General features: G+C 45.9%; 13 protein-coding genes. 10 read left to right on the forward strand and 3 right to left on the reverse strand.

Annotated features, from left to right (window positions below; all coding sequences use genetic code 11):
• Positions 1-207: 207 nt before the first annotated feature.
• The 6 genes from RIF36_RS28095 (at position 208) to RIF36_RS28120 (ending at position 14,497) form a co-directional block, all read left to right on the forward strand.
• Complete coding sequence (locus RIF36_RS28095; protein ID WP_350121905.1) at positions 208-1,872, forward strand: sensor histidine kinase; 1,665 nt, start codon at positions 208-210, stop codon at positions 1,870-1,872.
• Positions 1,862-2,476 (forward strand): response regulator transcription factor, encoded by a 615-nt coding sequence (locus tag RIF36_RS28100; protein WP_350121903.1) that lies wholly within the window; start codon positions 1,862-1,864, stop codon positions 2,474-2,476. Before RIF36_RS28095 ends, RIF36_RS28100 begins: the two co-directional genes overlap by 11 nt.
• Positions 2,477-2,751: 275 nt before the next feature.
• Positions 2,752-3,639 (forward strand): tail fiber protein, encoded by an 888-nt coding sequence (locus RIF36_RS28105; RefSeq protein WP_350121901.1) that lies wholly within the window; start codon positions 2,752-2,754, stop codon positions 3,637-3,639.
• A gap of 18 nt (positions 3,640-3,657) precedes the next feature.
• The gene (locus RIF36_RS28110) at positions 3,658-12,204 is read left to right on the forward strand and encodes a LamG-like jellyroll fold domain-containing protein (RefSeq protein WP_350121899.1); all 8,547 of its coding nucleotides are present in this window, start codon (positions 3,658-3,660) and stop codon (positions 12,202-12,204) included.
• Between the two features lie 8 nt (positions 12,205-12,212).
• Entirely contained in the window at positions 12,213-13,196 is a 984-nt protein-coding gene (locus tag RIF36_RS28115) for a T9SS type B sorting domain-containing protein (RefSeq protein WP_350121897.1), read from the forward strand.
• A 2-nt stretch (positions 13,197-13,198) separates the two neighbouring features.
• Entirely contained in the window at positions 13,199-14,497 is a 1,299-nt protein-coding gene (locus RIF36_RS28120) for a type IX secretion system membrane protein PorP/SprF (RefSeq protein WP_350121895.1), read from the forward strand.
• A gap of 177 nt (positions 14,498-14,674) precedes the next feature.
• On the opposite strand, the gene RIF36_RS28125 is transcribed toward RIF36_RS28120, so the two are convergent.
• Positions 14,675-17,167, reverse strand: a complete 2,493-nt coding sequence (locus RIF36_RS28125) for a zinc-dependent metalloprotease (protein ID WP_350121893.1) — start codon at positions 17,165-17,167, stop codon at positions 14,675-14,677.
• Between the two features lie 69 nt (positions 17,168-17,236).
• Here RIF36_RS28125 and RIF36_RS28130 point away from each other — a divergent pair, with 69 nt between their 5' ends.
• Positions 17,237-17,848 carry a 2'-5' RNA ligase family protein gene (locus RIF36_RS28130; protein ID WP_350121891.1) on the forward strand — a complete coding sequence of 204 codons (612 nt, stop codon included), beginning with the start codon at positions 17,237-17,239 and terminating at the stop codon, positions 17,846-17,848.
• Here RIF36_RS28130 and RIF36_RS28135 read toward each other — a convergent pair.
• Both RIF36_RS28135 and RIF36_RS28140 read right to left on the reverse strand, forming a co-directional pair.
• Positions 17,802-18,620 (reverse strand): mechanosensitive ion channel family protein, encoded by an 819-nt coding sequence (locus RIF36_RS28135; protein WP_350121889.1) that lies wholly within the window; start codon positions 18,618-18,620, stop codon positions 17,802-17,804. The genes RIF36_RS28130 and RIF36_RS28135 overlap by 47 nt on opposite strands.
• 41 nt (positions 18,621-18,661) lie before the next feature.
• Positions 18,662-19,150, reverse strand: a complete 489-nt coding sequence (locus RIF36_RS28140) for a DUF6702 family protein (protein ID WP_350121887.1) — start codon at positions 19,148-19,150, stop codon at positions 18,662-18,664.
• Between the two features lie 78 nt (positions 19,151-19,228).
• Between RIF36_RS28140 and RIF36_RS28145 the strand changes: the two genes are divergently transcribed.
• From RIF36_RS28145 to RIF36_RS28155, 3 genes are all read left to right on the forward strand, one after another.
• Entirely contained in the window at positions 19,229-19,813 is a 585-nt protein-coding gene (locus tag RIF36_RS28145; RefSeq protein ID WP_350121885.1) for a HupE/UreJ family protein, read from the forward strand.
• A 14-nt stretch (positions 19,814-19,827) separates the two neighbouring features.
• Entirely contained in the window at positions 19,828-22,047 is a 2,220-nt protein-coding gene (locus RIF36_RS28150) for a M1 family metallopeptidase (protein ID WP_350121883.1), read from the forward strand.
• A gap of 118 nt (positions 22,048-22,165) precedes the next feature.
• On the forward strand, positions 22,166-24,397 hold the full coding sequence (locus RIF36_RS28155; protein WP_350121881.1) for a M1 family metallopeptidase: 2,232 nt from the start codon (positions 22,166-22,168) through the stop codon (positions 24,395-24,397).
• The last annotated feature ends 3 nt before the right edge of the window (positions 24,398-24,400 follow it).

A 24,400-nucleotide genomic window follows, 5' to 3' on the forward strand; every position in this document is an offset into this window, starting at 1 on the left:
CGCCGAGAAAAGAGGGTTAAAAAGAAAAAATGTTCAGCTAATTTTTGGCAGATAGCGGCCAAGCTTTTTAACAAACAGCACAGTTTTCTCCCCTTTTTTGTCTTTATTCATTCTGTGCAGTTGACACTATGCCTTATACTATCTGCAATAACGCTTTCAGCTCGGGGGGCTCACCAAACATCTGGCCTTGTTGACGAGACCAGTGTTGTGTTGTTTTCTGAAGGCCATGGCAGGCAGTCCTTTTGGCTGGAAAACACAAGTGGTATAGAAGACTGGGTGTTGGCGACCGGGGAGTATGACACTTTGCAAGTTGTAATCTATGATGCCAACGGGAAATTGATTGACGAAAATCGAGGGGGCTGGATTTTTCCTTCCGTAAAGGGCCGACACCTATTGGGCATTCCGCAAAGCCCCTTATTGGAGCTGCATGTCCCAAAGGGGAAGTCTAGGATTGACTTGGTTTTTGGGAGTAAAAGACAAGACAACAAGCTAACCTCGTTGGTGCCGCAGCTTTTTTCTTCAGCAAGTATTCACAAGAGCATGTATTATACTGACATCTTGATGGCACTTGTCTCAGGTGTGCTGCTCGCCCTTATTGTTTATAACTTACTACTTTATTTTTCGGTTCCGGAAGTAATTTACCTGCTTTATGTGGTCAGGGAGGTTGTATTCCTTGTTTTATGGCTTACGGCTTACGGATATTTTGCTGTGTGGTTGTGGCCCGAATCGTATCGCTGGAACGAGGCCTCTATTTGGGTAATAATGCCAATAACAGGCTGGCTTACGGCAGAATTCATTATTCGGTTTCTGACGCTTAATAAGGTTGCCCCTCACCTTGTGCGCTATGGCCGCATTTGGATGCTGAGTTATTTGCCTTTTTTTGCTTTGTCTTGGATCGATTTATCGTTTTTGATCTATGCAAACTATTACCTTCCGGTATTTCTTCTCATTTGGGTAGTGCGGGCAATGAGAGTCAGCGAAAAAGCTGGATTTAGCCTGGGGCACTATTTTAAAATAGCTTTTTCCTTTTACCTGGTTGGTGCATTTATTACGATCCTGTCCCAGCTAGCAATATTACCCGTCAACACTTTCACACTGCATGTCGGCATGTTTGGCGTGTTGATAGAGGCTTTGTGGTTTTCGGTTGGCATGGCCGAGCGTATTAATTTATTCAAATTTCAGGCGGAACAACGGAAAGGTGAGCTTGGGATTAAGGCGGCCGAAAACTTGGCGATCCAAAGAAATTTAGAAGAAAAGGAACTGCTTTTGAAAGAAATCCATCACCGGGTAAAAAATAACTTACAGGTGATCTATAGCCTGCTCAGCCTACAGAAAGAGCACACTGCTGAGGTGAATGCAAGAGCAGCGCTCGAAAACAGCCAATCCAGGATCATGAGTATGATCCTTGTTCATCAAAATTTATATAAGACGGACGACTTACAAAAAGTTGACATAGCAAATTACATCAGTGAGCTTCTCAAAAATGTGACTACCTCATTAGACCATGAGAACGAAGGCCCTCACATAGAAATGGCTTGCGATTCAATCATGATTAATACAGATACAGCTATTCCTGTCGGCCTTATTCTGAATGAGCTTATCACGAATGCATACAAACACGCCTTTCACAATCAGCTGTCCAAGCGGTTACTAATAAAGGCCAAAAGGTTAGGATCACACAAGATAGCGCTTGTTGTTCACGACTCAGGCCCGGGAATAGCTGGTTTTCGCCAAACAAATCCTATATTCAATTCGCTAGGCCTTCGGCTTGTTTATGACTTGGTGCACCAGCTCAAAGGTGAAATTACCTACGAGCATGATGAAGGATCAAAATTTAGCATTACTATGCCCTTTTCTAACAATGACAAATAGGCGAATACTTATTATCGAGGATGAGATGATCATCGCCAGAGACATTGAGCGGTGCTTAAAGGAAGTTGAAGCAACGGATCTTCGAATAGCCAATTCTTCCCTCGAGGCACTGGAAATCGCCCGACAATTCAGGCCGGAGCTCGTTTTGCTGGATATAAACCTGAAAGAAGAAAAAGATGGTGTTGCTATTGCCAGAGCTATTCGGAATATTTTGCATACTGAGATCATTTATATTACCGCTCACGGCAACCCTTCAACTATAAAAAAAGCGCTGAACACTCAGCCAATGAACTATATAATAAAGCCCTTCAGTAGAGACCAAGTAAAGGTAGCTGTGAAAGTAGCACTTCAAAACATTGATTCCCAGGAGCATTTAGGCTTGCCATCTGGCCTTCTCAACAAACTCACACCGGCAGAGCGGAAGATTATCAGGCTTATTGCCAAAAACAAAACCTCGGTTGAAATTGCCGAGCTCCTATTTTTGTCGCCTAAAACAGTAGAAAATCACCGTTATCATATTTGTAAAAAGCTAAAGCTTTCAGCAGTAAAGAACAGCCTTATCCGATGGGTATATGCCCACAAATCTAAAATAGGAGAGATTTAGCAGCCATTGGTTTCGAAAAATGAGGGTTATCCCCTATTGCGAAACAAGTGATCATCTAGCAACTTGGTATAATATAAATCAGCTCGGATCGAACAAAGCTATTTCTACCATGGAATATCATCGTATTTGATGAAAGAAATTTCACACAGTTTTTCGAATCGAGTATGTGGAGTGCCCTTTTATCGGCAATTGGCATATATAGGCTATTTGAAACAGAACTTCACTGGTTAGTTTGTCGAATTTTCTCCGTCAACTTTCCACAAAAACCAATCTTCATGAAACCATTTGTAATTGCTTTGCTTTGCTGTTTATTATATCAATTTGCGAATGCTCAAAACAACGGCATCGCTGTTCAGGGCATCGCCAGGAACAGCGGGAAAACAGCGCTTGTGAGCAAAAACCTGACTTTCACTTTTACGCTCAAAAACCCAGGCGGTACGACGATTTACAACGAAACTGCCACCATTATGACGGATGCCTTTGGTGTTTTTTCCCATATCATTGGAACGGGGAATGCCACCACTGACCCGTTTGACGAAATCATGTTTCACCACGAAAAACTGTCGCTGGTGATAAGTGTAGAAATTGATGGTGTAACGACGGAAATCTCCAATTCTCCCTTTCAATATAGCCCTTATGCCAAAGCCGCCGACAATGGTGTTCCAACAGGGTCAATTCTGCCATTTATTGGCACCACTGCTCCCGCAGGTTGGGTTTTATGTAATGGACAATCGTTGACAAGCGTGGCAGGGGCTGCACCCTTAATCGCATTGCTTGGCAACAACAACGCACCGGATTTAAGAGGAATGTTTTTGCGAGGAACAGGTAACAGCCCGGTAAATGGACAGTCTGGGCCATCGCTCAAAGGCACACAGGCCGATGGTTTCGAAAACCACCTTCATGGTGTTGGCACTCTTGATGTACCGAATAATTCGGGTGATCATACACACTCGACGAACTTTGGGCAAGATTATGCTTATAGCGACGGAGACGACGGAACTGATTTGCGTTATGGAAGCGGGTATAGTGACGGATCAACTAATAAAACCACCAATGCTGGGGGTGGCCACGACCATTCGATCACAGGGTCTACCGCTTTAACAGGCGGCCTCGCCGAGACCAGGCCTGTAAGTTATGGTATCAACTACATCATTAAGTTATAGCAGAAATGAACCGCAATCATGATGAAAAAATTAATCATTGCAGCCCATCTGCTATTATTAATCAATTGCGTTTGGGCGCAAACGGAGTCTGACCCACAGACTATTTCAACCTCCACATCTGTAATTGGCAAACCTACTTCAGGCAATGCGGCAACTATTGATCTTCATGTTGGCAGCCCCATTCACTATGGATACACAGAAACTGCTGACAATAACAAGGTCAGTCTGCATTTCCCGTACGGTGTTCTTTACATAAAGAGCACTTTCGATGAGGCATTGTTTGAGGTGTCGAAAGGGTACTTTAGCGATAAAATTTTAATCAGCTGGACGATCGGGCAGAATGAGGAGGCTGTTACACAGATAAAAATTTATCGTCGGTTATTTAATGATTCAAACACCGACGACATATCTGGTTTTACTCAAATAGCCACCCTTCAACGTGATGCTTATCAGTTTGAAGACTCGAATGTGCAGGGGGGTAAGCTATATGAATACAAGGTTGAGGCTGTTGGTGTATCTGTTATTTCTTCGAAGTATCTAACCTACATTACAGGTGTTGGCTACCGCAACCCCACCGGCGTAGTTACCGGAAATGTCAGCTTTGATGGAGGAAGTCCGGTAAAGGACGTTGTAGTAAGGGCTGACCCGCAAGGTGGAACCACGGTTTTCGGAGCCAGCCTGCTGTTTGATGGTTCTCAAAACCTACATGTGCCTATGCCAAAGGAAGAGCTTGGAGGGACAGATGTCACCCTCCAAGCCTGGCTTAAGGTCAACAATTCCACTCCTTTCACTTTGTTCAACCTATCGGAAATCAATGACGTGCCAACGGTACTCGAAGACCTGCAGGTAGTTGTTACCCGAGAAGACACCTATCTTGAAGTAATGGCCTCTGCAAATGGCCAGGATAGAAGTTTTAAGCTGGAAAAGTATTTCCCAACAGGCAATGTGGATGGGCGTGGCTTTGATGTGTTAGAGCCTATCGGGGATCTGGCACCAGAGTTTTTTCATTTGAGCATTGTATTCAAAAGTGGGGAATCACCTATTTTCTTTCTTAACGGAAGAAGAATAGATGGCGACTACTTGCAATCATTGCACCCTGAAACCCCCGATGAAGAAAAGCCAGTGATTACTGAATCAGGCGACCTATTGTTCTCTCCATTTTTAATTAACGATGTTGTTATTGCCAAAGACCTGACTGGCAATGTTGATGAAATCAGGGTTTGGAAAACAGCACTTGATGATGTTAGAATCCGAACCGATTTCAAGCGGTATTTGGGAGGGGGTGAGATGCACCTTGTTAGCTATGTGCGCTGCGACGAACAAGCTGGCAAGTATGCCTATGACATCTCAAAGGTGGGCTTCGAATTCAACAAGAACCATGGTGAAATAATTAGCAGCGACTCACGGTGGTCCGACTTAAAACCTACTTCTTCACAGCTAGGCATTTTGGGCGTGACCGACGAAAATGGTAATTATATCATTTCTGCTATTCCGTATACGGGCTCAGGAGAGTCTTATAATATTACCCCGCTATATGGCGTGCATGAATTTGAGCCGTCTCAACAGCTTGTTTTTATAGGGGCAGGCTCAGAGATCATCAACAAGATTGATTTTAGGGATATTTCGTCTTTTATTTTCAAAGGGAAAGTAATGTTTCTCACCAAAGGAGTGTTTGATCCCATTGCCGAGGTGGAGAACGTGACGCCCGGAAGTGTGAGTGAGGGCACTTACAATGAGTACAGGGCAATCGTAAATAGCAATCTTCAAAACCTTAGCAAGGGAGAGAATTACTTCGATGACGCATTGGAGGTCTTATTTGAAACCCCCAAAGTGTTTGTTGAGGGAGCTAACATTTATATAGATGGAGAAATTGTTCTCGACAAAGACAAACGGCCAGTACTGAGTGGGCAGAATGGAGCCTTTGAAATCAGTGTTCCAATTGGCAATCATTATATTGAGGTAAAAAAGGACAAGCACTATTTTACTTATTCCGGCCGGTTTCCCGCCGCCAGGGACGACGGAAACGATCTCTTCGAATTCTTTGAACATCAGGAATCGGCTGTAACTTTTCTTGATACTACGAGAGTGTCTTTGGTGGGCAGGGTAGTTGGTGGCACAATAGAGTCTGCAAAGTCCATTGGCTTTGGCGCAGAAGGGCCGCTCAAAGAAACGTACAATGAAGGTGACCCAGAGGAGGAGACCGTCGACATTAGCTCCATCAATAATATTGGCCAGGCGGAGATTACGCTGAACTATCTTCCTTTTGGAGGCACACCAGGAATTGGTGAATTAGAACATATCGTTTATACCAATGAAGAAACGGGAGAGTACCGGGCCGAGCTTCTCCCTGTCAGTTATACAATCAATCAGTCGGGCGGCCTTCGGATAATTAATAATGCAGGCATTCAACTGCTCGACGCCAACGAAACGGTCAACCTTTCGCAGGCCAAAGACCCCATTTCAAGCGAATATATTGATCCCGATGGAGCAACTGTTAATTCTGAACTCTACCATTTCGTAAAAAGCTTCACCTACCGTTCCACACCGGTGCTTAATGTAGTTTCGCAGTCTTCAGACACTGAAGTGCTGGTGGTTGTCGATAACGCAGATGGAACGTCATCACAAGTACCCATCAGTACGGACGACTTTCAATACCCGGTGTACACACAGGGTGTCGACTATGCTATTGTTTTTGAGACATTTGAAGAGTATGTAAATCAGGATGCAGGAGCCGGAAATGAGGTGTTTGACAGGGTGCCAATTGTTGACGGAGAATTTAATATTACCAACAACCTGGCGCTGGCTAAGTCAGAGAGGGTTGAAGTTGATGAAGATATTCAGAGCATTTCTACCTACTACTTCACGGCTGGCCTTCCATCAATTTCTGCTCCCTTCACACGCTCAATAGACATCAAATATCGGGTCGACGGAAAGGACTACGACGCCAGAAACTATGAGACAGAAGGGATTATTCTCGGAGGACAGTCAGACGGCAGTCAGGCCTTCGTAACCGAGGCGCCCGAAGTTCCTGACATTATCCTGCGGGATCCTCCGGGATCAAACAGTTTTGCATCAATTGAGAGCGGTAAAAGCATCTCCTTTTCTGAGGACGCAAGCTTCGTAATAGGACAAACTGCGGAGACGAAAGTAGAAATGAAACTGGGGACGAAGTTTGCCGCAGGAGGAGGATTGGCAGGGCCGGTGATTGAGGCAGAAGCTGTCAATAGCATCACGGGAGGCATAGGCTTGGCCGTTGAGTCAACGAACGGAAAAACTATTACAAAAACATACACTTTTAACGAAACAATATCCACCAGCGATGATCCATCATTTGTTGGAAGTGACGCTGACCTTTACATAGGCAACACTAAAAACTACTTCTACGGCTCTTACGATAATGTGAGGGTTAGCTCAGTTCAGTTAGGAAGCGATCCATCATTGGTGCTCACCAATGCCAGCGGAGAGTCGATATATGTGAGCAAACAAAAAGCATTTTATTTTTCAGAAGAGCCGTCAGAAACTTTTTTCATTTATTCACAAAGACATATCCTGCAAACGCTGATCCCGGAATTGGAGGGTATCATCGAGGGAATAGAGCTAGGTACCATTGACGAAAACACACCGGGCGTACTATTGAAGTCTCAGTATGAAGAGCAGATACGCTTATGGAAGAAAGTGATACAGGATAATGAGCGCACCAAGTATTTGGCGTTGTCGGACCGTGAAAACTATAAGGACAGGATTAAGTCCAATCTTGAAAAGGAAATAAAAGCGCTGGATGACTATTTGCTGGCTATTCAAACAATTGGTGAAGTGCTTACGGTTGGTGGGATATATGCTGGGGCGCTTAATGTAGTGCCGGTAGGTATTCAGTCGCTTGCTGCTGCGGTTGATTTTATCAACACAAAAAAGGGGCTGCTTCAAAAAAAAGTAGACTTTCTGGAATCGGAATTCGTAAAGAATGTTTCGTTTGATGCGGGCGTGGGATCCTATACCAACTCAAGCAATATTAGTATTGCTCAGACAAAATCCAAGGCAATAAAATTCAACATAGACGCCTCACTTGAAACTACTTTCGGTTTTCACATCAATAAGACTGGCTTGATCCTGCATACCAGCAATACACTCAACACCTCCATGAACAATGCCTTAACGCAGGAGGAGTCGGAATCAACAACGGTTAGCTATACTCTTAAAGACAATGATAGCTACAATTTTTTGAGTGTCGACGTGGTGAATGCTTTTGACGGAAATGGGCCAGTTTTTAGCACCATTGGCGGCCGCACGTCATGCCCTTACGAAGGAGTTGACCTTACCACATTTTACAACAACAGTGAATACAGCTATGAGACAGACACCGCTGGCGTCATTTATTCGGGGGGTGATCAGATAAGTTATGCCACGCAACAGGTTGAGGTGCCAGGTATCAGTGTGGAGGTGGCTAGTGTAGTTGATGTGCCGGAAACCCGGCCAGCAGAGTTTAAATTGATTTTAGAAAACAATAGTGTTGCGGAGGCGGATGCGTACTTTACACTTCAGGTCGATAACACCACGAACCCCAACAATGCGGTAGTCAACATCTCAGATAATGGCACAGTGGTATTTGTTCCTTACGGCGAAAAAATTGAATATGCTCTCACCCTTGAAAAGTCTATTTCCGATGTGTACGAATACAAGGATATCGACATCGTTTTGTCCTCGTTGTGTGATGCCTCTGACGTGCTTGATAAGGTAACAGTCTCAGCTATTTTCCGACCCTCCTGTACTGCCGTGGAACTTGAGGCTCCCCTTGAAAACTGGGTTTTCAATGCCGGAGACGCCTACAATAGTGACAATACGACTAACCCTTTAAATGTTTCGATGTTTGGGTACGACCGGGCCTTTAGCAGCTTTGAAAAATACCGTCTGGAATACCGAAAGGCAACGTCTTCAACATGGACCAGGTTGAGAACTTACTATAATACCCAGGAATTACTGGACGAAGCTATCCTTCAAGGAGAAGATCAGGGCACACTTATTACCGACAATACTACTTCCTACCCGTGGGACGTGGGCGCATTAGGTCTATCGGACGGCGTGTATGAGTTGAGAGCCATCTCAAACTGTAGCAATGGCACAGTGTTTACTTCGGACGTGGTAAGGGGCACCGTGGATCTTAATGTTCCGGTTCAGTTTGGCACGCCGACGCCTTCCGATGGCATTTTGGGCGCTGGTGAGGACATAAGAGCTCAGTTCAACGAAGAGATTCTGTATAGCTCAGCCATCAGTAAAATTGAGATTAAAGGTGAGACCAATCAGCAGGAAGTGAATCACAGTGTGTCGGTTTATTTCGATGGCACCGATAATACAGCGGTGCTGGAGAATCCCAGTTTGGTTAATGGAAGCTTTTCAATCGAATTTTGGATGGCCAACCAAACACCGGGCAATGCTGTCATCTTCTCGCAGGCAGGTGGCATGTCCCTGGCCATAGTTTCAGGAAAGCTGCAATGGACACTCGGTGGAAAAGTGCTTTCTGTTGACTACGGCACTGATGAACTTTTTCATCATTACGTGCTTACCTACAACGATGAGTTTGAGCAAATGAGCATCTATCTTGATGACCTGAACCTCGGCTCGCTGGAAAATGTAACAAACATCAATATTCAAAATGAGAGTTCTATTGTCATTGGAGGCAACACATTTGTCGGCAACCTACATGATCTTCGGTTCTGGACAAAATGGCTCTCCCTGGCCGATGCCAATGCAAACAAATCGAAAGAGCTCATAGGTACGGAGAGAAACCTGGTAGGTTACTGGCCAATGAATGAAGGTCATGGGGAATTTGCCAACGACCTGGCCCGATATAAAAACGCAAGAATTAATGCCGATTGGGACATTAAGCCTAAGGGGTCTTCCTACTCGTTTGATGGAAGCTCCTATCTCGAGCTAAACGACGTCGGTTTTGTACAGTTGACCGATGAAATGGACGTGACCCTGTCTTTTTGGGTGAAGACGGATAACTTGCAGAAAGCCACACTATTTTCCAATGGACGTGGAAATGGTGATGACCAGACACAGTCGAATGGAAGAGCTAACAAATGGGCAGTTGCCATGGAGAACGGGCTTTTATATTTCAATAGCGAAGGCATTCGCCACACAATATCTTCTTCCAACATAGCCGACAACAACTGGCATCATGTGGCCATGGTGCTGAGGCGAACCGGCTCACTCAACACATATGTCGATGCAAAGCTTGAGACCACCAACCCAGTCAATGACATAGGCGGCATATCGGGCAATAAAATATGGATTGGTGCCAGAGGCTTTATCAGCACATCCAACGAGGAGACAGTAGATGAAATTTACACCGGAAAGCTTGATGAAATACGCCTGTGGAACATGGCCAGGTCTTTTGAACAAGTAAGCCGTGATCGATTCAATGAAGTCGCCTTCAATGAGATTGGCCTAATGCTATATGGAAGATTCAATGCACCTGAGGTGCCCACAGGTAGTGGCCCGGAATATTTTCATTTGGCAGCTAATGAAACCGTGCTGCCAAGTAACGCAGCACTTGTTGGCAGCGCTGTGGCTTATAGCGACGATGCGCCAAAAATAAAGTTGCAGCGTGAGTATCTCAACTTTGAGGTGTCGCATGTGATCAATGGCGATGAAATTATCCTTACTCCACTGGTTAGCGATTGGTCTGTGTTGGAAGGCCAGATTATTGATATTACAATCGACAGAATGTTTGATGTGCATGGTAACAGACAAAGCTCTCCGGTTACATGGAGTGCCTACGTTAGAAGGAATGAAGTTTCCTGGTTTGCCCAAGATGGCACACAACAAATTGCACTGCAAAAGCAGGCAGACGATCCACTGAGTTTTGAATTGACTTTGCTCAACAAAGGCGGCAAAGTGCAACCATTCAGCATAGAAAACCTTCCCTCCTGGTTAACAGCAACAGAAACCACGGGAACCCTGGCTCCCAACAGTAGTAGTAGCGTGGTGTTTGAAATTGACCCTGATCTTGGCACGGGTCAATACACACTGGATCTTTTTCTCAACACAGATTTCAACTTTGATGAGAAAATGCTTGTGGATATAAGAGTGCTTGATACTCCGCCAACCTGGGCAGTCGATCCTACGGAGTTTGAGTTTTCTATGAACATCATCGGAATTTTGGACATAGGAGGAAACATCTCTTCGGATGAGTTGGATATGGTAGCGGCTTTTGTGGGCGACGAAGTGCGAGGGGTGACCGAGCTTAAATACAACGAGGCGTACGATCTGTATTTTGTTTTCCTCACAGTTTATGGTAACCAGCCAGCGGGAGAACAGGTTGACTTAAAAGTTTGGGACGCAAGTGCAGGCACGCTGTATCCTGATGTTACGCCAGAAGTCACTTTTGTTTCTAACGAGATCCTTGGCTCCTTCTCCGGGCCTGTTAAAATTCAACCCAATGAATCTGTTCAGCAGGAAATAACACTGGCAGCGGGCTGGAACTGGGTGTCATTCTCAGTCGGCCTACCCCCGGGGTTCGATACTGAGGGTCTTTTTGAAGGGGTGTCACTTTCTGATGGCGATTATATAAAAAGTGCTGCCTCATTTGCACAGTATAACTCAGCCTTTGGTTGGTCGGGCAGTCTCACCGACGTAGGTTCTGCGAGCGCCTATAAGATTAAGGTGGCGTCACCCTCTATCCTGCAACTTGAAGGAAAGCCACTTAATATTGATAGTCTTGTGTACACTTTATTACCGGGCTGGAATTGGCTGAGCTACCCTAGCCGGCAAAAAACACCGATAAATGTGGCTTTGGGACTTTTGGACGCCACCCCTAATGATGTATTGAAAGACCAGGTTTCTTTCGCTCTCTATGATGACCGATTAGGCTGGGTAGGCAGCCTGACTCATTTGAAGCCAGGTAAAGGTTACATGATGAGGAGTCAGAATGGCGGATCATTCAAATACCGGAGTTTTGATGCTTCCTCAAGCAGAGAAAGGTCAACGGAGCAGGAGGCTTTGCATAGTTCTCAATCCGAAAGTACGATATCTGTTGTGGTAGGCATGGAAGATGGACTTTATCTGGAGGGTGACATACTGTTGGCCATGTCGGGAGGTAAAGTAGTTGGTGAGGCCTTTTGGACAATGCTTGAGGATGGCCGAACGAGGTATTTTATCAGCATTGATGATACTCATGAGGGAGTAGTGTATTCGCTGAAGCGGGATGGTATGACACTGCCGCTTGAATTAAGCAAGGAACCTGAGCATAGCACAGCGTATGTGAAAGGGCGCCTCGATGATCCAATGGTTTTGAAGGAGGGAGAGTTTGAGCTCAACCATAGAAATCTGCACATTTATCCGAACCCGAGCAACGGAACTTTCAACTATAGTATAAACTCCGTTGACGACGTAGGAGTAATTATCCAGCTTGTCGACATGCAAGGAAACATCATTTGGATGAAAGAACAGCCGGTCGAAGGCGCATTCGAGGGCGAAATCAGAGTGACCAGGGCACCCGGGGTGTATACTTTGCGGGTGATTTTCGATGAGGGAACTGCTGAATCGAAATTGATAATTATTAAATAAACTAAAGGATGCCAGGCAACAATCATCAAAGAGCAACCAGAAGCCTGAGGTTAATTGTATTGTTGACCTGCTTCAATCTTTTACGTTCAATCGCTTTGGCCCAGCCCGACTGGAGTGTCAACCCTAGTGAGTTTGAGCATAGTATGTCCATAGTGGGCACTGCCTGGCTGGGAGGGCAGGAAATTAGTTCTGATGAGGCAAAAGTGGGTGCATTCATTGGCGAAAAGTGTGTTGGCGTGGCTTCACCAATGCTTAATGAAGCTACAGGTAGATACCTGTTTTTTATGGTCGTTTTTGGAAACTCGGGGGATATACAAAGCCAGGTCAGGTTCGAGGTTTACGCAGATGGTGGGGTCGTTGAAGTTCCAACTGCTGACCTGCAATTTGAAGTAGACGCCATTATTGGCGATGTGGAGCTACCTATGGTAGTGGCCGAGCCGATGTTGAAAGAGGGCAATGAAATACTTTCATTTGACCTGGGCCCGAATACCCTGGATGTAAAAATTGGCTCAGATGAAATTAGTGCAATAATTGATGCGTCTTCGCCCTTGACAGACCTGCCTGTTTCATTCGTGTTGTCAGAGGGTGCAGTTTTAGCAGTAGAGGGGCAGCAATGGGCCTCGGGAGAAGCCTCAATGAGCTATGCCGAACCCGTGGAGTTGCATGTTTTTTCTGAGGGCTTATTCAACGAAAGGATCTACACCCTCAAAATAGCTGGGGAACAAGATGTTATAGTCGCCAACAACATTATTTCCCCCAATGGCGATGGCATCAACGACACCTGGGAGATAGCGGAGCCAGAGCGCTATACTGATTATCGGTTCGAAATAAGAAGTCAGGGAGGTGAACTGATATTTAACCAGACCGGTTACAGCAGCCCCTGGGATGGTACCTACAAGGGAAATAGGCTGCCACTTGGAACCTATTGGTACAATATCAAAAACCTTTCGACTAAAAAGGTGCTGAGAGGCTATATCACTTTAATTTATTGACCATGAAAAAGCTGGTGATAATATTGACTATTGTAGTCGTGGGTAAAACCTCCTTTGCCCAGGATTTGCATTTCGGCTATTTTCAAAAAAACCACAACTACATATTAAATCCGGCAATGGTAGTTCACGATCCGGAGCAGGTCTTCCTGGAGTATGGCAGAAAGTGGGCAGGCCTGGCATCACCCCCCGAAGAGTTTCAGGTGGGAGGTGTGTTTCATTCATCAAAGCGGTTGTCGTTTGCTGGCCTGGTCAACCGAAGTGCCTCTGGAGTATTGAACATGTACCATTATGGAATTAGCACGGGTTACAAGGTGAACCTTGCGCCAAAGCAAACACTGTCGGCGGGCTTAAGTACCTATTTGAAAAATAATATCATCGACACTGACAATATTGTTGGCAATTTAAGTGACCCGGTGCTTAACGGCGGCAATTATAATAGGGCAAAATTCGGTTTGGGAGTAGGGCTTACTTACAGCTATGACAAGCTCATCGTCAACTTTGCACTTCCTGAAACTCATAGTGACAACAATGAATTCAATCCGTTCATAAGCGGTGGTGCTTCCTACGTGATTCCTCTAAATGACTTCAAAGTGACCCCCTCGGTTACCTATTTTGGCGCTCCTGTCGACCGGCAGGTGGAGGGCATGGTGATGGCATCGTGGAAAAACACACTCACTGCGGGCTTGGGATATCGAACCAACAACACTGTTGGAGTGAGGGTCGAATTTCAATCGGGGCCAATAGCACTGGGATATGCATTTGCAAATCCGATCGGCGGGTTTTCTGGAACAGGGGTGTCCAACAATTTTTCTGTCAGGTTTTTGTTTCGAAGAACGGGCGCTGATAATGTCAAGAAGCTTAGCACCATTGAAGACACTAACCAAAGGATTTTAAATAGACTCAATGCTGACAAAGATTCTGCACGCCAGGTTCAGTCCGAAATTTTGAGGAAGCTTGACTTGCTAACAAACCAGCAAGACACGGTCAGAGTGCAGCAAAGGGATTTCCTTGATAAATTTGAAGAAGCGGAGCGAAACAATACGGTGGATGAGGCTACAAAACAGGAAGTAGAGCCTGGTTACTACCTGGTCATTTACTCTTTTCATAATTCGACGGAATTGACAAAAATAAAAGAAGAGCTAACACCGCTGCCATTTGAAACGAAGCTGATTCATGATAAGGAGAAATCACAATACTATATAGCAACAAGGCGATATGACACGCTCGAAATGGCAGTTATTGCTATGCAGAATATCAGGAATCGGGGGTTTGACGGTGCCTGGATTCATTGGTATAAGTGAGAGGCGAATGCCGTAATTTGGGCCAGCTTTTCGTCAATCCTAAATCTCTTGCAGGTTACTTCCGTGAAGATATGAGGTAGCAAGAACACTGGTAAAACTGCAAGGTGTTCTCCACAAACCGGTTCTATTGGTTGAGAAAAGTTCCGGGGTGCCAAGCACCCCGGAACACTTTTTTGCTCAAAATCCGCACGCCATTCCCTCGTCCATGCCAATGGGAGAGCCGTCAGGCGCTTTCGTTTCTTTGTAGTATTCTTTGACAACTTCTGGCTTCTCGAAAAACAGACCAAGCTGAGCAGAGGCCAAGGTCAAATGCGCCTTCTGATCTGAATCATTTTCAGACTTCACCTTCGCATCGATCCAGCTTTTCAGGTCTTTCAACTGCAGGTAGGTAATAGCTCTTGCCTGATCGCTGGCGTCGGTATTGATACTGAGGTTCATCAGGTGGTACATCACCAGCTTGTCGACAGTGCGCATGATTTCTCCATGATAGCCGGCAGGATGAGCTTTCTTCCATGTGCTGGCTGTCAATTTGCTGAGAAGTGAGCTAAAGTCAGGCTGTGCAGCGTTGCGGGCATGGTGCTCAACAAGCCTTGTCGCTCTTTCCGGGTGGATCAGGTAAGATAACGTCAAATCAGCAGCCGTTTCAACAGCCGACAAGGGATCGAACTCTACGCCTGTTCTAGCCTCAAATGTTTCTCTCGTTCTCGGATAGCCGTAAGGCCTGGGAGGAATTTGCTGAATGAGCTTTTCGGGCAAGGCCAAAGCTTCTGGAGTCATCGTGGCCAACAGCGCATCGAACGCTTTCATTTGCATGGCAGGCTCCAAATATCTGGTAGTGAATTGCCCGTCCCCTTTCATGGCGTAGTTGTAGTTGAGTCCGCCGACCACTTTCGATGTGGCGTCTACCTGATAGCGATGGAACAAGTACATTGGAGCCAATGCTTCTTCTATCAGCGCCATGGGAGCGTTGGCACGAATGGTCTTTTCAGAAAAGTTATCAAGTATTTTTCTTCTCACCACCATCATTCTGTTCAGCTCGTCAGCGGCATCGGGGCCATTGTCCCACAGGTGGGAATAAGGATGCGCACCGCCAACAGGTCTTGAATCCTGGTCGGTAATATGCATAAGGCCTTTGCTGAAAGTCTCTTTGATGATTTTATCAAGCTCCGCTGCTTCGTCGGTTCCGTCGGGAAAGTCAGAATAGCCATATTTAATTATTTGCTTGTCCAACTCACCAATACCAACTGCATAGGCTTCTGAAAGATCGATGTTCCCGTTCGCATCCATTTTTACATAAGGGTGCGGATAATCCATCACCGACGCTCTGTTGTTGACACTGGATGCATAGCTGTGAACAATGCCTAGCGTGTGCCCCACTTCATGTGCTGAGAGCTGGCGAATACGGGCCAGCACCATTTTCATCATTTCATCGGAAACCTGTTTGCCGTCTTCATACGGAGACAAAAGCCCTTCTGCTATCAGAAAATCCTGACGGGCCCTGAGTGAGCCGAGGCTCACATGTCCTTTGATAATTTCGCCCGTTCTTGGGTCAGCAACAGACGCCCCGTAAGACCATCCCCTGGTTGACCGGTGAATCCATTGAATCAGGTTGTAACGAACATCCATCGGATCCACGTCTTCAGGCAGCATTTTTACCTGGAAGGCATCTTTGTAACCGGCCGCTTCAAACGCCTGGTTCCACCATGCAGCCCCTTCAAGCAGTGCTGAGCGAATGGGCTCGGGTGTGCCTGGGTCGAGGTAGTAGATAATAGGCTCAACTGCCTCGCTCACTGCGGCATTAGGATCAACCTTTTCTAATCTGTGACGGTTGATGGTTCTTTTGGTAATGGGTTCATCAATCGGCGTGGCGTAGTCCATATATGTGGTGCCGTAGTAGCCCGACCTTGGGTCAAATGCCCTTGTTTTGAACCTTGAGTCGGGTAGTTGTACCATGGAATGATGCATCCTGACGGTCACAGCTTCCGGTGAAGGCACCACCGACCTGATCCAGGCTCCGGCTGGAGTTCCTGTAAAGGTGATGGTGGCCTCAAACTCGCTGTTTTCAGGAAAGTTTTTGGTCATTTCGGTGTAAATCATCGACCGGCTTTTGTCCAGGCTATAATTGCCTTGTTTGGCTCTGCTTAGTCGCTGACTTACCCCATGCGAATCTCTGAGGAGAAAATCGGTAAAGTCTACGAGCGTCGACCAGTCTTCTTCGGCCAGCACATCAAAACCCCAGATAGCCGACTGTGCAAATGCTTGCTCCACCGACTTTCTTTCAAGTGCGTCGTCGCTGATGGCACGGTAGTCGTAGTTGGGCTGGATCATCAGTATTTTTGGTCCGCTCCTGACAAACTTCACAACTTTCTCACCACCAAGCTGCCCTCTGTCGAGCCCTATGTCGTTGGAGCCAATTCCGGCAGGCAGGGAGCTGATGTATAAAAACTCAAAATTTAGTTTGTTTACTTCAAGGTATACTTTGCCTTTTTTGGAGTCCCAGTAAAAAGGAAAAAAGCCTTCATACTTTTCCATTCCTGATGTAAAACCAGCAATGTCCTTGGTGGCGGAGGCTGCGTTCGCCCCTGAAGCAGGGGTAGTGGCCACGGGGGCCTGGGAGGCTGTGCACGATGCCAGTACAAAGCCCAAAATAAAGAGGTAAATTTTTCTCATAATGAATGGTTTTCGAAAGATTTGCTAAAATATAGCTTAATCTCTAATTCAGTAATTATTAAGTGCTTAATGGTAAAAAACCTACTTCGGGATGAGAAATTGTACTTTGTGGCAGTAGTGCCGCCGGAGCCGTTGAGGGGGGAGCTTCACCAACTGAAAGAGTACTTCAGGGATAAATATAATTCTTCCAAATCGCTCAATTCTCCACCACACATTACGTTGCACATGCCCTTTAAATGGAGGGAGAGCAAGGAGAAAAAACTTCTTACTGCGCTGGAAGAAAGCTGTTTGCCGCTGACTCCGTTCGAAGTGGCATTGAAGGGATTCGCAGCTTTTCCTCCGAGGGTAATCTACGCTGAGCCCGTTGAATCGCCTCAATTACACGATTTACAGAAAACAGTGGCCCGAGCTATGCGCTTGTCGCTCAATTTGTTCAATGCCGACTATCAGGGCAGAGGTTTTCACCCGCACATCACGCTTGCTTTCAGGGATTTAAAAAAGCCTCGCTTTCACGAGGCTTGGCAGGAATTTGAAAACAAGCCGCTAAAGGCTTCATTTTTTGTCGACAATATTTGTTTGCTCAAATACAATGGGAGTAGCTGGGATATCTTCCAGCAACTACCATTTGGCATCGTTACTTCTGCTGAAAGAGATGAACGTCCCTCTGAGGAAACGGAATAGAAATACCCTCTTTGTCGAACGTGCTTTTCACTCGTTCCTGCATATCAAACGTCATTGGCCAGTAGTCCTCTTTCTTCACCCACACTCTGAAAAGGAAGTTTACAGAGCTGTCGGCCATTTCTTTAATGGCAATAAACGGCGCAGGATCTTTGATTACTCTTTCGTCATCCATCGCCATTTGAGTTAGCAATTCTTTTACCTTTTTGATGTCATCTGAATAGCTCACGCCGAAAACGAGATCGAGCCTTCTATTGTCTTCCACTGAGTAATTGGTAATGGTCCCACCCATCACAGCGCTGTTGGGAATAACGATCGTTTTGTTGTCTGGTGATTTGAGCACAGTATACAGGATTTGAATTGCGTGCACCGTGCCCGCCTGCCCCTGCATTTCCACAAAATCACCTACCCTGTAAGGCCGAAACATAATGATCAAAACCCCACCGGCAAAGTTGGAAAGGCTGCCCTGCATGGCCAACCCAATCGCCAAACCCGCTGCACCTATTACCGCCACAAAACTGGTCGTTTGAATACCCACCATGGAAGCCACCGAAATGAGTACCATGGCCTTGAGGATGACATTGAAAATATTGGAGAGGAAAGGAATGAGAGTTGGATCCACGTCCCTTTTCTTCATCAGTTTTTTTAAGGATCTGGTGAAGAAGCCAATGAGATAAAAGCCAATGATAAGAATGACTATGGCAGCCACTAGTTTGGGAGCGTAGTCAAATAATAGTTGAATGAGTCCTTCCTGGTATTGATCCAATTTGTCCATAATAGAGTTTACGTGATTGTTTATTCAGAAATTTGGGAAAACTAGTAGTCGATACTACCCTTTATGTTATCCCTGTACAACTTTAGAGATCGAATTTTGCCTTCTTTTTTGACATGAACCAGGTTCACCTGGTCAGGAAAAGTGTCAATGAGCACACTATTTTCAACCCCTATTGTAGTCAAATTGTTCACGCCGGTCACTTCGAGGTAGCACCAGATAGCATCCGATTCCAGCTCATGGCCGAGATAGGACAGCTTTACGGGCTTATTATTTATTTCTATTGAAAGATTTTCTATCACAAACTCTTTCATAAGCGCATCAAATCGCTTCTTATCTGAGGGGTTGACAACGTCCAGCGTTGTCCAGCCACTTTTCTTTCTCAGCGCTTCTTCAAGGTCGTCAAGGAAAATGCGTTGGGAAATCTCCAGGGACTTCGTTTTATCATTGAACTCTACATCGCATACGCTCACGTGAAAAGGATGAGCCAGCCACGTAACGAATACGAAGGAGATATGTACAATCATTGCCATAGAAACAACATTTACTGCAAGTACAAAATTTAAGATGTATACTTACAACCTTTTTTGTGGCAGCAACTTAAGAAAACTATGTCGGAGTTTAGCCTCTTTTTTGGATTAGGACTGGAACACATTCTTGATGTCAATGGTTACGACCACATACTGTTTGTTATTGCCCTGTGCGCCATTTATTCGGCCCAACAGTGGAAAAACGTCCTTGTTTTAGTGACTGCTTTCACTTTGGGTCATTCGTTGACACTGGCACTATCTACGCTAGACGTAATTAAAGTAAACTCAGGGCTCGTGGAGTTCCTGATTCCGATTACAATATTTATCACGGCGGCGGCCAATATTTACAAAAAAGACGCTGAAGTGGGCAGCAAAAGCGTGAAACTAAACTATTGGTTTGCGGCGTTTTTCGGACTGATTCACGGCATGGGATTTTCTAACTACCTGAAGAGCTTGCTGGGCAAAGACGAATCCATTGTCACACAACTTCTCGCTTTCAATTTGGGCCTTGAGGTTGGCCAGATTGTGATCGTTTTGGTGGTGATGGTGGCAGCATTTCTTTTTATGACGTTGGGAAGTGTAAAAAAAAGAGACTGGATTTTAGTGATTTCGTCGGCTGTGGCAGGCATATCACTGACAATGATTATAGAAAGTAAATTTTGGTAAAAAGTGAAATTGATATGAAGAAACTACTCATTGTAGCATTAACCCTTTGCACAAGTTATTTAGCAAAAGCCCAGGGAGAATGGGGCCAGAAGTTTGAGCAGCTTGGCACAATGCTGCCCACTCCCAATAGCTACCGTACGGCTTCCGGTGCACCCGGAAGAGACTATTGGCAGCAAAAAGCCGACTATGATATTTCAGTTGAGCTCAACGATGCCAATCAGAGCATCACTGGCACCGAAACCATCACCTATCACAACCTGTCACCTGACAGGCTTTCTTACCTTTGGGTACAGCTCGACCAGAACATGAGGGCTAAGTCGTCCAACACGCCCCTGGTGACTACCACGGCAATGTCAGATTCTGTTTCAGGGAAATCCTTGCAAACGATGATCAATGATGCTGACTACGACGGCGGCTTTAAGATCGCCTATGTAAAAGACATGTCGGACAAGGGCCTCAAATACACCATCAACCAAACCATGATGAGGGTGGATTTACCCAAGGCATTGGAGCCAGGAGGAAAGGTTTCATTCAAAATAGCCTGGTCTTACAATATCAATGACCGTATGCTCGAAGGTCCCCGTTCAGGCTATGAGTACTTTCCAAAGGACGGAAACTATGTGTACACCATTGCGCAATTCTACCCCAGAATGGCGGTATACGATGATGTGAATGGCTGGCAGAACAAGCAATTTTTGGGTAGAGGCGAGTTCACGCTGCCTTTCGGAGACTTCACTTTTAGTGTTACGGTGCCTGCGGATCACATTCTGGGAGCAACCGGTACGCTACAAAATGCTTCTCAGGTGCTAACGTCGGAACAACTTCAGCGTTTTGAAAAGGCGAAAACTACTTTCGACAAGCCAGTGATTATTGTCACTCAAAAAGAGGCCGAGAAAGCCGAGAAGACAAAATCGACACAAAAGAAAACCTGGACATTCAAGGCTGAAAATGTTCGTGATGTAGCATTTGCCACTTCCAGAAAATTTATTTGGGATGCTATGGCGGTTGATATCAATGGCAAGACGCCACTCGCCATGAGCTATTATCCAAAAGAAGGCAATCCGCTGTGGGAAAAAGAATCGACAAGGGCTGTAGCCAACACATTGATTACCTATTCTAAGCACACTATCGATTACCCGTATCCAAAAGCGATTTCCGTGCATGCGGCTTCTATAGGGATGGAATATCCAATGATCTGTTTCAACTTTGGCCGTCCTGACCCAGACGGGAAGTATACCGACCAGAAAAAGTGGGGAATGATCGGCGTGATTGTGCACGAAGTAGGGCATAACTTCTTCCCGATGATCATTAACTCCGACGAACGCCAGTGGACCTGGATGGACGAAGGTTTGAACACCTTTGTGCAGTCGCTCACCCAAAAAGAACACTATCCTGACATGCCAATCCGCCGTGGTTGCGCTTCCTGTATTGTTGATTACATGAAAGGAGACAAAGAAGGCATTCGCCCGATCATGACCAATTCTGAGCAGGTCCTTCAGTTTGGTAATAATGCCTATGCAAAACCAGCGGCAGCGCTCAGCGTCTTACGGGAAACTATTATGGGGCCTGAGCTCTTCGACTATGCTTTCAAAGAATACGCAGACAGATGGGCGTTCAAGCATCCTTCGCCCGCTGACTTCTTCCGCAGCATGGAAGACGCTTCGGCCATGGACCTCGATTGGTTCTGGAGGGGATGGTTCTACACAACCGATCATGTGGACGTGGCGGTTGACAATGTAAAATGGTACAAAATGGCCACCAATGAAAAAGGATTCGAAAATCAGGTAACAGCTTCGGGCGAGGTGATGGGAGCCGATGGCAAGAAAGCATCAGCTACCAATTTTCAGGAAGCAGCAGAGACTTTCGTGTTCAGTGGCACTTCCGACGACTCTTACAGAGAGTTTATGAACAAAGTGGATGATGAGGCCATCAAGCAAAAGCATATCAACACCAATTTTTATGAGTTGACCCTGAAAAATGCGGGAGGCCTTGTAACACCCGTTATTATTGAATGGACTTATGTTGATGGCACCAAAGAAAAGGAGTATATCCCTGCCGAAATCTGGAGACACAATGAGCACGAAGTGACCAAGGTGTTTGCCAAAAACAAGGAAGTAGTGAATATTCAACTTGATCCGGATAAAGAAACAGCTGATGTGGAGCTAGACAATAATGTGTTCCCTCGCCAGGACGTAAAAACCCGCTTTGATCAGTTCAAGGAAAAGAAAAACTAAGGAAAAGAGAAAAGTAAAACATACTGTAAGTGAGCCCGGGAAAAGTTCTTTCCGGGCTTATTTGGTAGATAAATGAACGACAAAAACCCAAAGACTGATTATCAAATACTCAATGTTTATGAAAAGGATTCTTTTTAGTTGCCTGGCCATTGCAGCGGGCATCATCACTGCAGAAAATGTAAACGCCCAGGGACAGTGGGGCCAAAAGTTTGAGCAAATGGGCACCATGCTGCCCACGCCAAATACCTACCGAACAGCTTCAGGAGCTCCGGGGCGGGAATACTGGCAGCAAAAAGCCGACTACGATATTTCGGTAACCCTTAACGACAACAACCAGTCGGTGACCGGTGAAGAAACTATCACCTATCACAACCAGTCACCTGATCAACTCAAGTATCTTTGGTTGCAACTCGACCAGAATATGAGGGCCAAGGACTCCAACACCCCGCTGGTGTCTTCCAGTAGTATGCCTGATACGATTTCAGGTAAGTCGCTCCAGCAGCGGATCACCAGAGATCAGGACTTCGATGGAGGTTTCAAAATCGCCTATGTTAAGACGGTAGATGGCAAAGCCATTCCCTATACCATCAACAAAACCATGATGCGGGTAGACCTTCCGCAGCCTCTGAAGTCGGGCGGTGAAGTCTCTTTCAAAGTGGCCTGGTCATACACTATCAACGACCGCATGCAGCTTGGCGGTCGTTCTGGCTACGAGTACTTTCCTAAGGACGGCAACTATTTGTACACGATTGCCCAGTGGTTTCCACGCATGGCGGTGTACGACGACGTGAATGGCTGGCAGAACAAGCAGTTCCTTGGATCTGGCGAGTTTGCCCTGGCGTTTGGCGACTACACTGTACGCATTACCACGGCGGCCGATCATGTGGTGGCTTCAACAGGCGTTTTGCAGAACCCAACAGAGGTGCTCACAGCTACGCAGCTTGAGCGCCTTGAGAGAGCAAAGAAAAGTTTCGACAAGCCGGTAATCATCATTACGCAAGAGGAGGCCATCCAAAACGAGAAGTCACGAGCCAAGGGTACTAAAACCTGGGTTTATAAGGCCGACAACGTGCGTGACTTTGCCTTTGTTTCTTCAAGAAAGTTTATCTGGGACGCCCAGGCTGTGAAGTTTGAAAACAACACGCCTTTGGCTATGAGCTTTTATCCAAAGGAAGGAAATCCTCTTTGGGAAAAAGAGTCAACCAAAGCAGTCGTAAACACATTAAAGACCTATTCGAAATACACCATCGACTACCCTTATCCGGTGGCACAGTCGATTCATACCGCTTCGATTGGTATGGAGTACCCGATGATTTGCTTCAACTTTGGCCGTCCGAATCCTGATGGCACCTACTCTCAGAGAACGCTTGAAGGCATGGTGGGAGTGATTGTGCATGAGGTAGGCCACAATTATTTCCCGATGATCATCAACAACGACGAACGTCAATGGGCATGGATGGATGAAGGCATCAACACTTTTCTTGAGCACCAGACTGTGGTTGAAAACTACCCTGGCTTCAATACCACATGGGGTACACCAGCAGGAGTAGTCAACTATATGAAGGGCGAGAAAAACGACCTTCGCCCGATCATGACCAATCCTGAAAACGGAAGATCGCTGGGCTACGAAGCCTATGGAAAGCCGTCCGCCGGGTTGGTACTGCTTCGTGAAACTGTGATGGGCCCTGAGCTTTTCGATGCGGCCTTTAAAGAATATGCGCAGCGATGGGCGTTTAAGCACCCCTCACCCGCCGACTTCTTCAGAACGATGGAAGACGCTTCGGCTGTTGACCTCGATTGGTTTTGGAAAGGTTGGTTCTACAGCGTAGATGCGTGCGACATCGCTGTGGACAAAGTGACCTGGTACAAAATGAATATTGACGCCAAAGGTTTCGAAAATCAGGTAAAAGTGAGTGGTGATGGCACACTTGGAGGAGGTGATGCTTCAGTAGAAAATGGCCTTGCCGCACCAAAACCATTCACCATGGCCAACACCAAAAGCTCGGAATACGGTGAGTTCAAAAACGCCGTCGACGATAAAGCCATTCAGAAAAGAAACGCCGAAAAGAACTTCTACGAAGTGACTTTCAAAAACGAAGGTGGCTTGATGATGCCGGTTATCATCGAATGGACATATGCCGACGGTACCAAAGAAGTCGAGAAGATTCCGGCAGAAATATGGAGACTCAACGAACAGCAGGTAACCAAGGTGTTTGCTAAAGACAAGCAGGTAGTAGGCATCAAGCTGGATCCTAAAAACGAGATTCCTGACATTCAGCAAAGCAACAACGTGTACCCAAGGGTAGACAGTAAGAGCAGGTTTGACAAATTCAAAGACGGCTCGAAGTAGTCG

This window comes from Imperialibacter sp. (assembly GCF_040222815.1).
Classification (GTDB): Bacteria; Bacteroidota; Bacteroidia; order Cytophagales; family Cyclobacteriaceae; genus Imperialibacter.

Excerpts from the sequence above, each read along its gene's own strand:
- RIF36_RS28100 (WP_350121903.1), top strand. The coding sequence starts at position 1,862 with ATGACAAATAGGCGAATACTTATTATCGAGGATGAGATGATCATCGCC.
- RIF36_RS28105 (WP_350121901.1), top strand. The coding sequence starts at position 2,752 with ATGAAACCATTTGTAATTGCTTTGCTTTGCTGTTTATTATATCAATTT.
- RIF36_RS28110 (WP_350121899.1), top strand. The coding sequence starts at position 3,658 with ATGATGAAAAAATTAATCATTGCAGCCCATCTGCTATTATTAATCAAT.
- RIF36_RS28115 (WP_350121897.1), top strand. The coding sequence starts at position 12,213 with ATGCCAGGCAACAATCATCAAAGAGCAACCAGAAGCCTGAGGTTAATT.
- RIF36_RS28120 (WP_350121895.1), top strand. The coding sequence starts at position 13,199 with ATGAAAAAGCTGGTGATAATATTGACTATTGTAGTCGTGGGTAAAACC.
- RIF36_RS28125 (WP_350121893.1), bottom strand. The coding sequence starts at position 17,167 with ATGAGAAAAATTTACCTCTTTATTTTGGGCTTTGTACTGGCATCGTGC.
- RIF36_RS28130 (WP_350121891.1), top strand. The coding sequence starts at position 17,237 with ATGGTAAAAAACCTACTTCGGGATGAGAAATTGTACTTTGTGGCAGTA.
- RIF36_RS28135 (WP_350121889.1), bottom strand. The coding sequence starts at position 18,620 with ATGGACAAATTGGATCAATACCAGGAAGGACTCATTCAACTATTATTT.
- RIF36_RS28140 (WP_350121887.1), bottom strand. The coding sequence starts at position 19,150 with ATGGCAATGATTGTACATATCTCCTTCGTATTCGTTACGTGGCTGGCT.
- RIF36_RS28145 (WP_350121885.1), top strand. The coding sequence starts at position 19,229 with ATGTCGGAGTTTAGCCTCTTTTTTGGATTAGGACTGGAACACATTCTT.
- RIF36_RS28150 (WP_350121883.1), top strand. The coding sequence starts at position 19,828 with ATGAAGAAACTACTCATTGTAGCATTAACCCTTTGCACAAGTTATTTA.
- RIF36_RS28155 (WP_350121881.1), top strand. The coding sequence starts at position 22,166 with ATGAAAAGGATTCTTTTTAGTTGCCTGGCCATTGCAGCGGGCATCATC.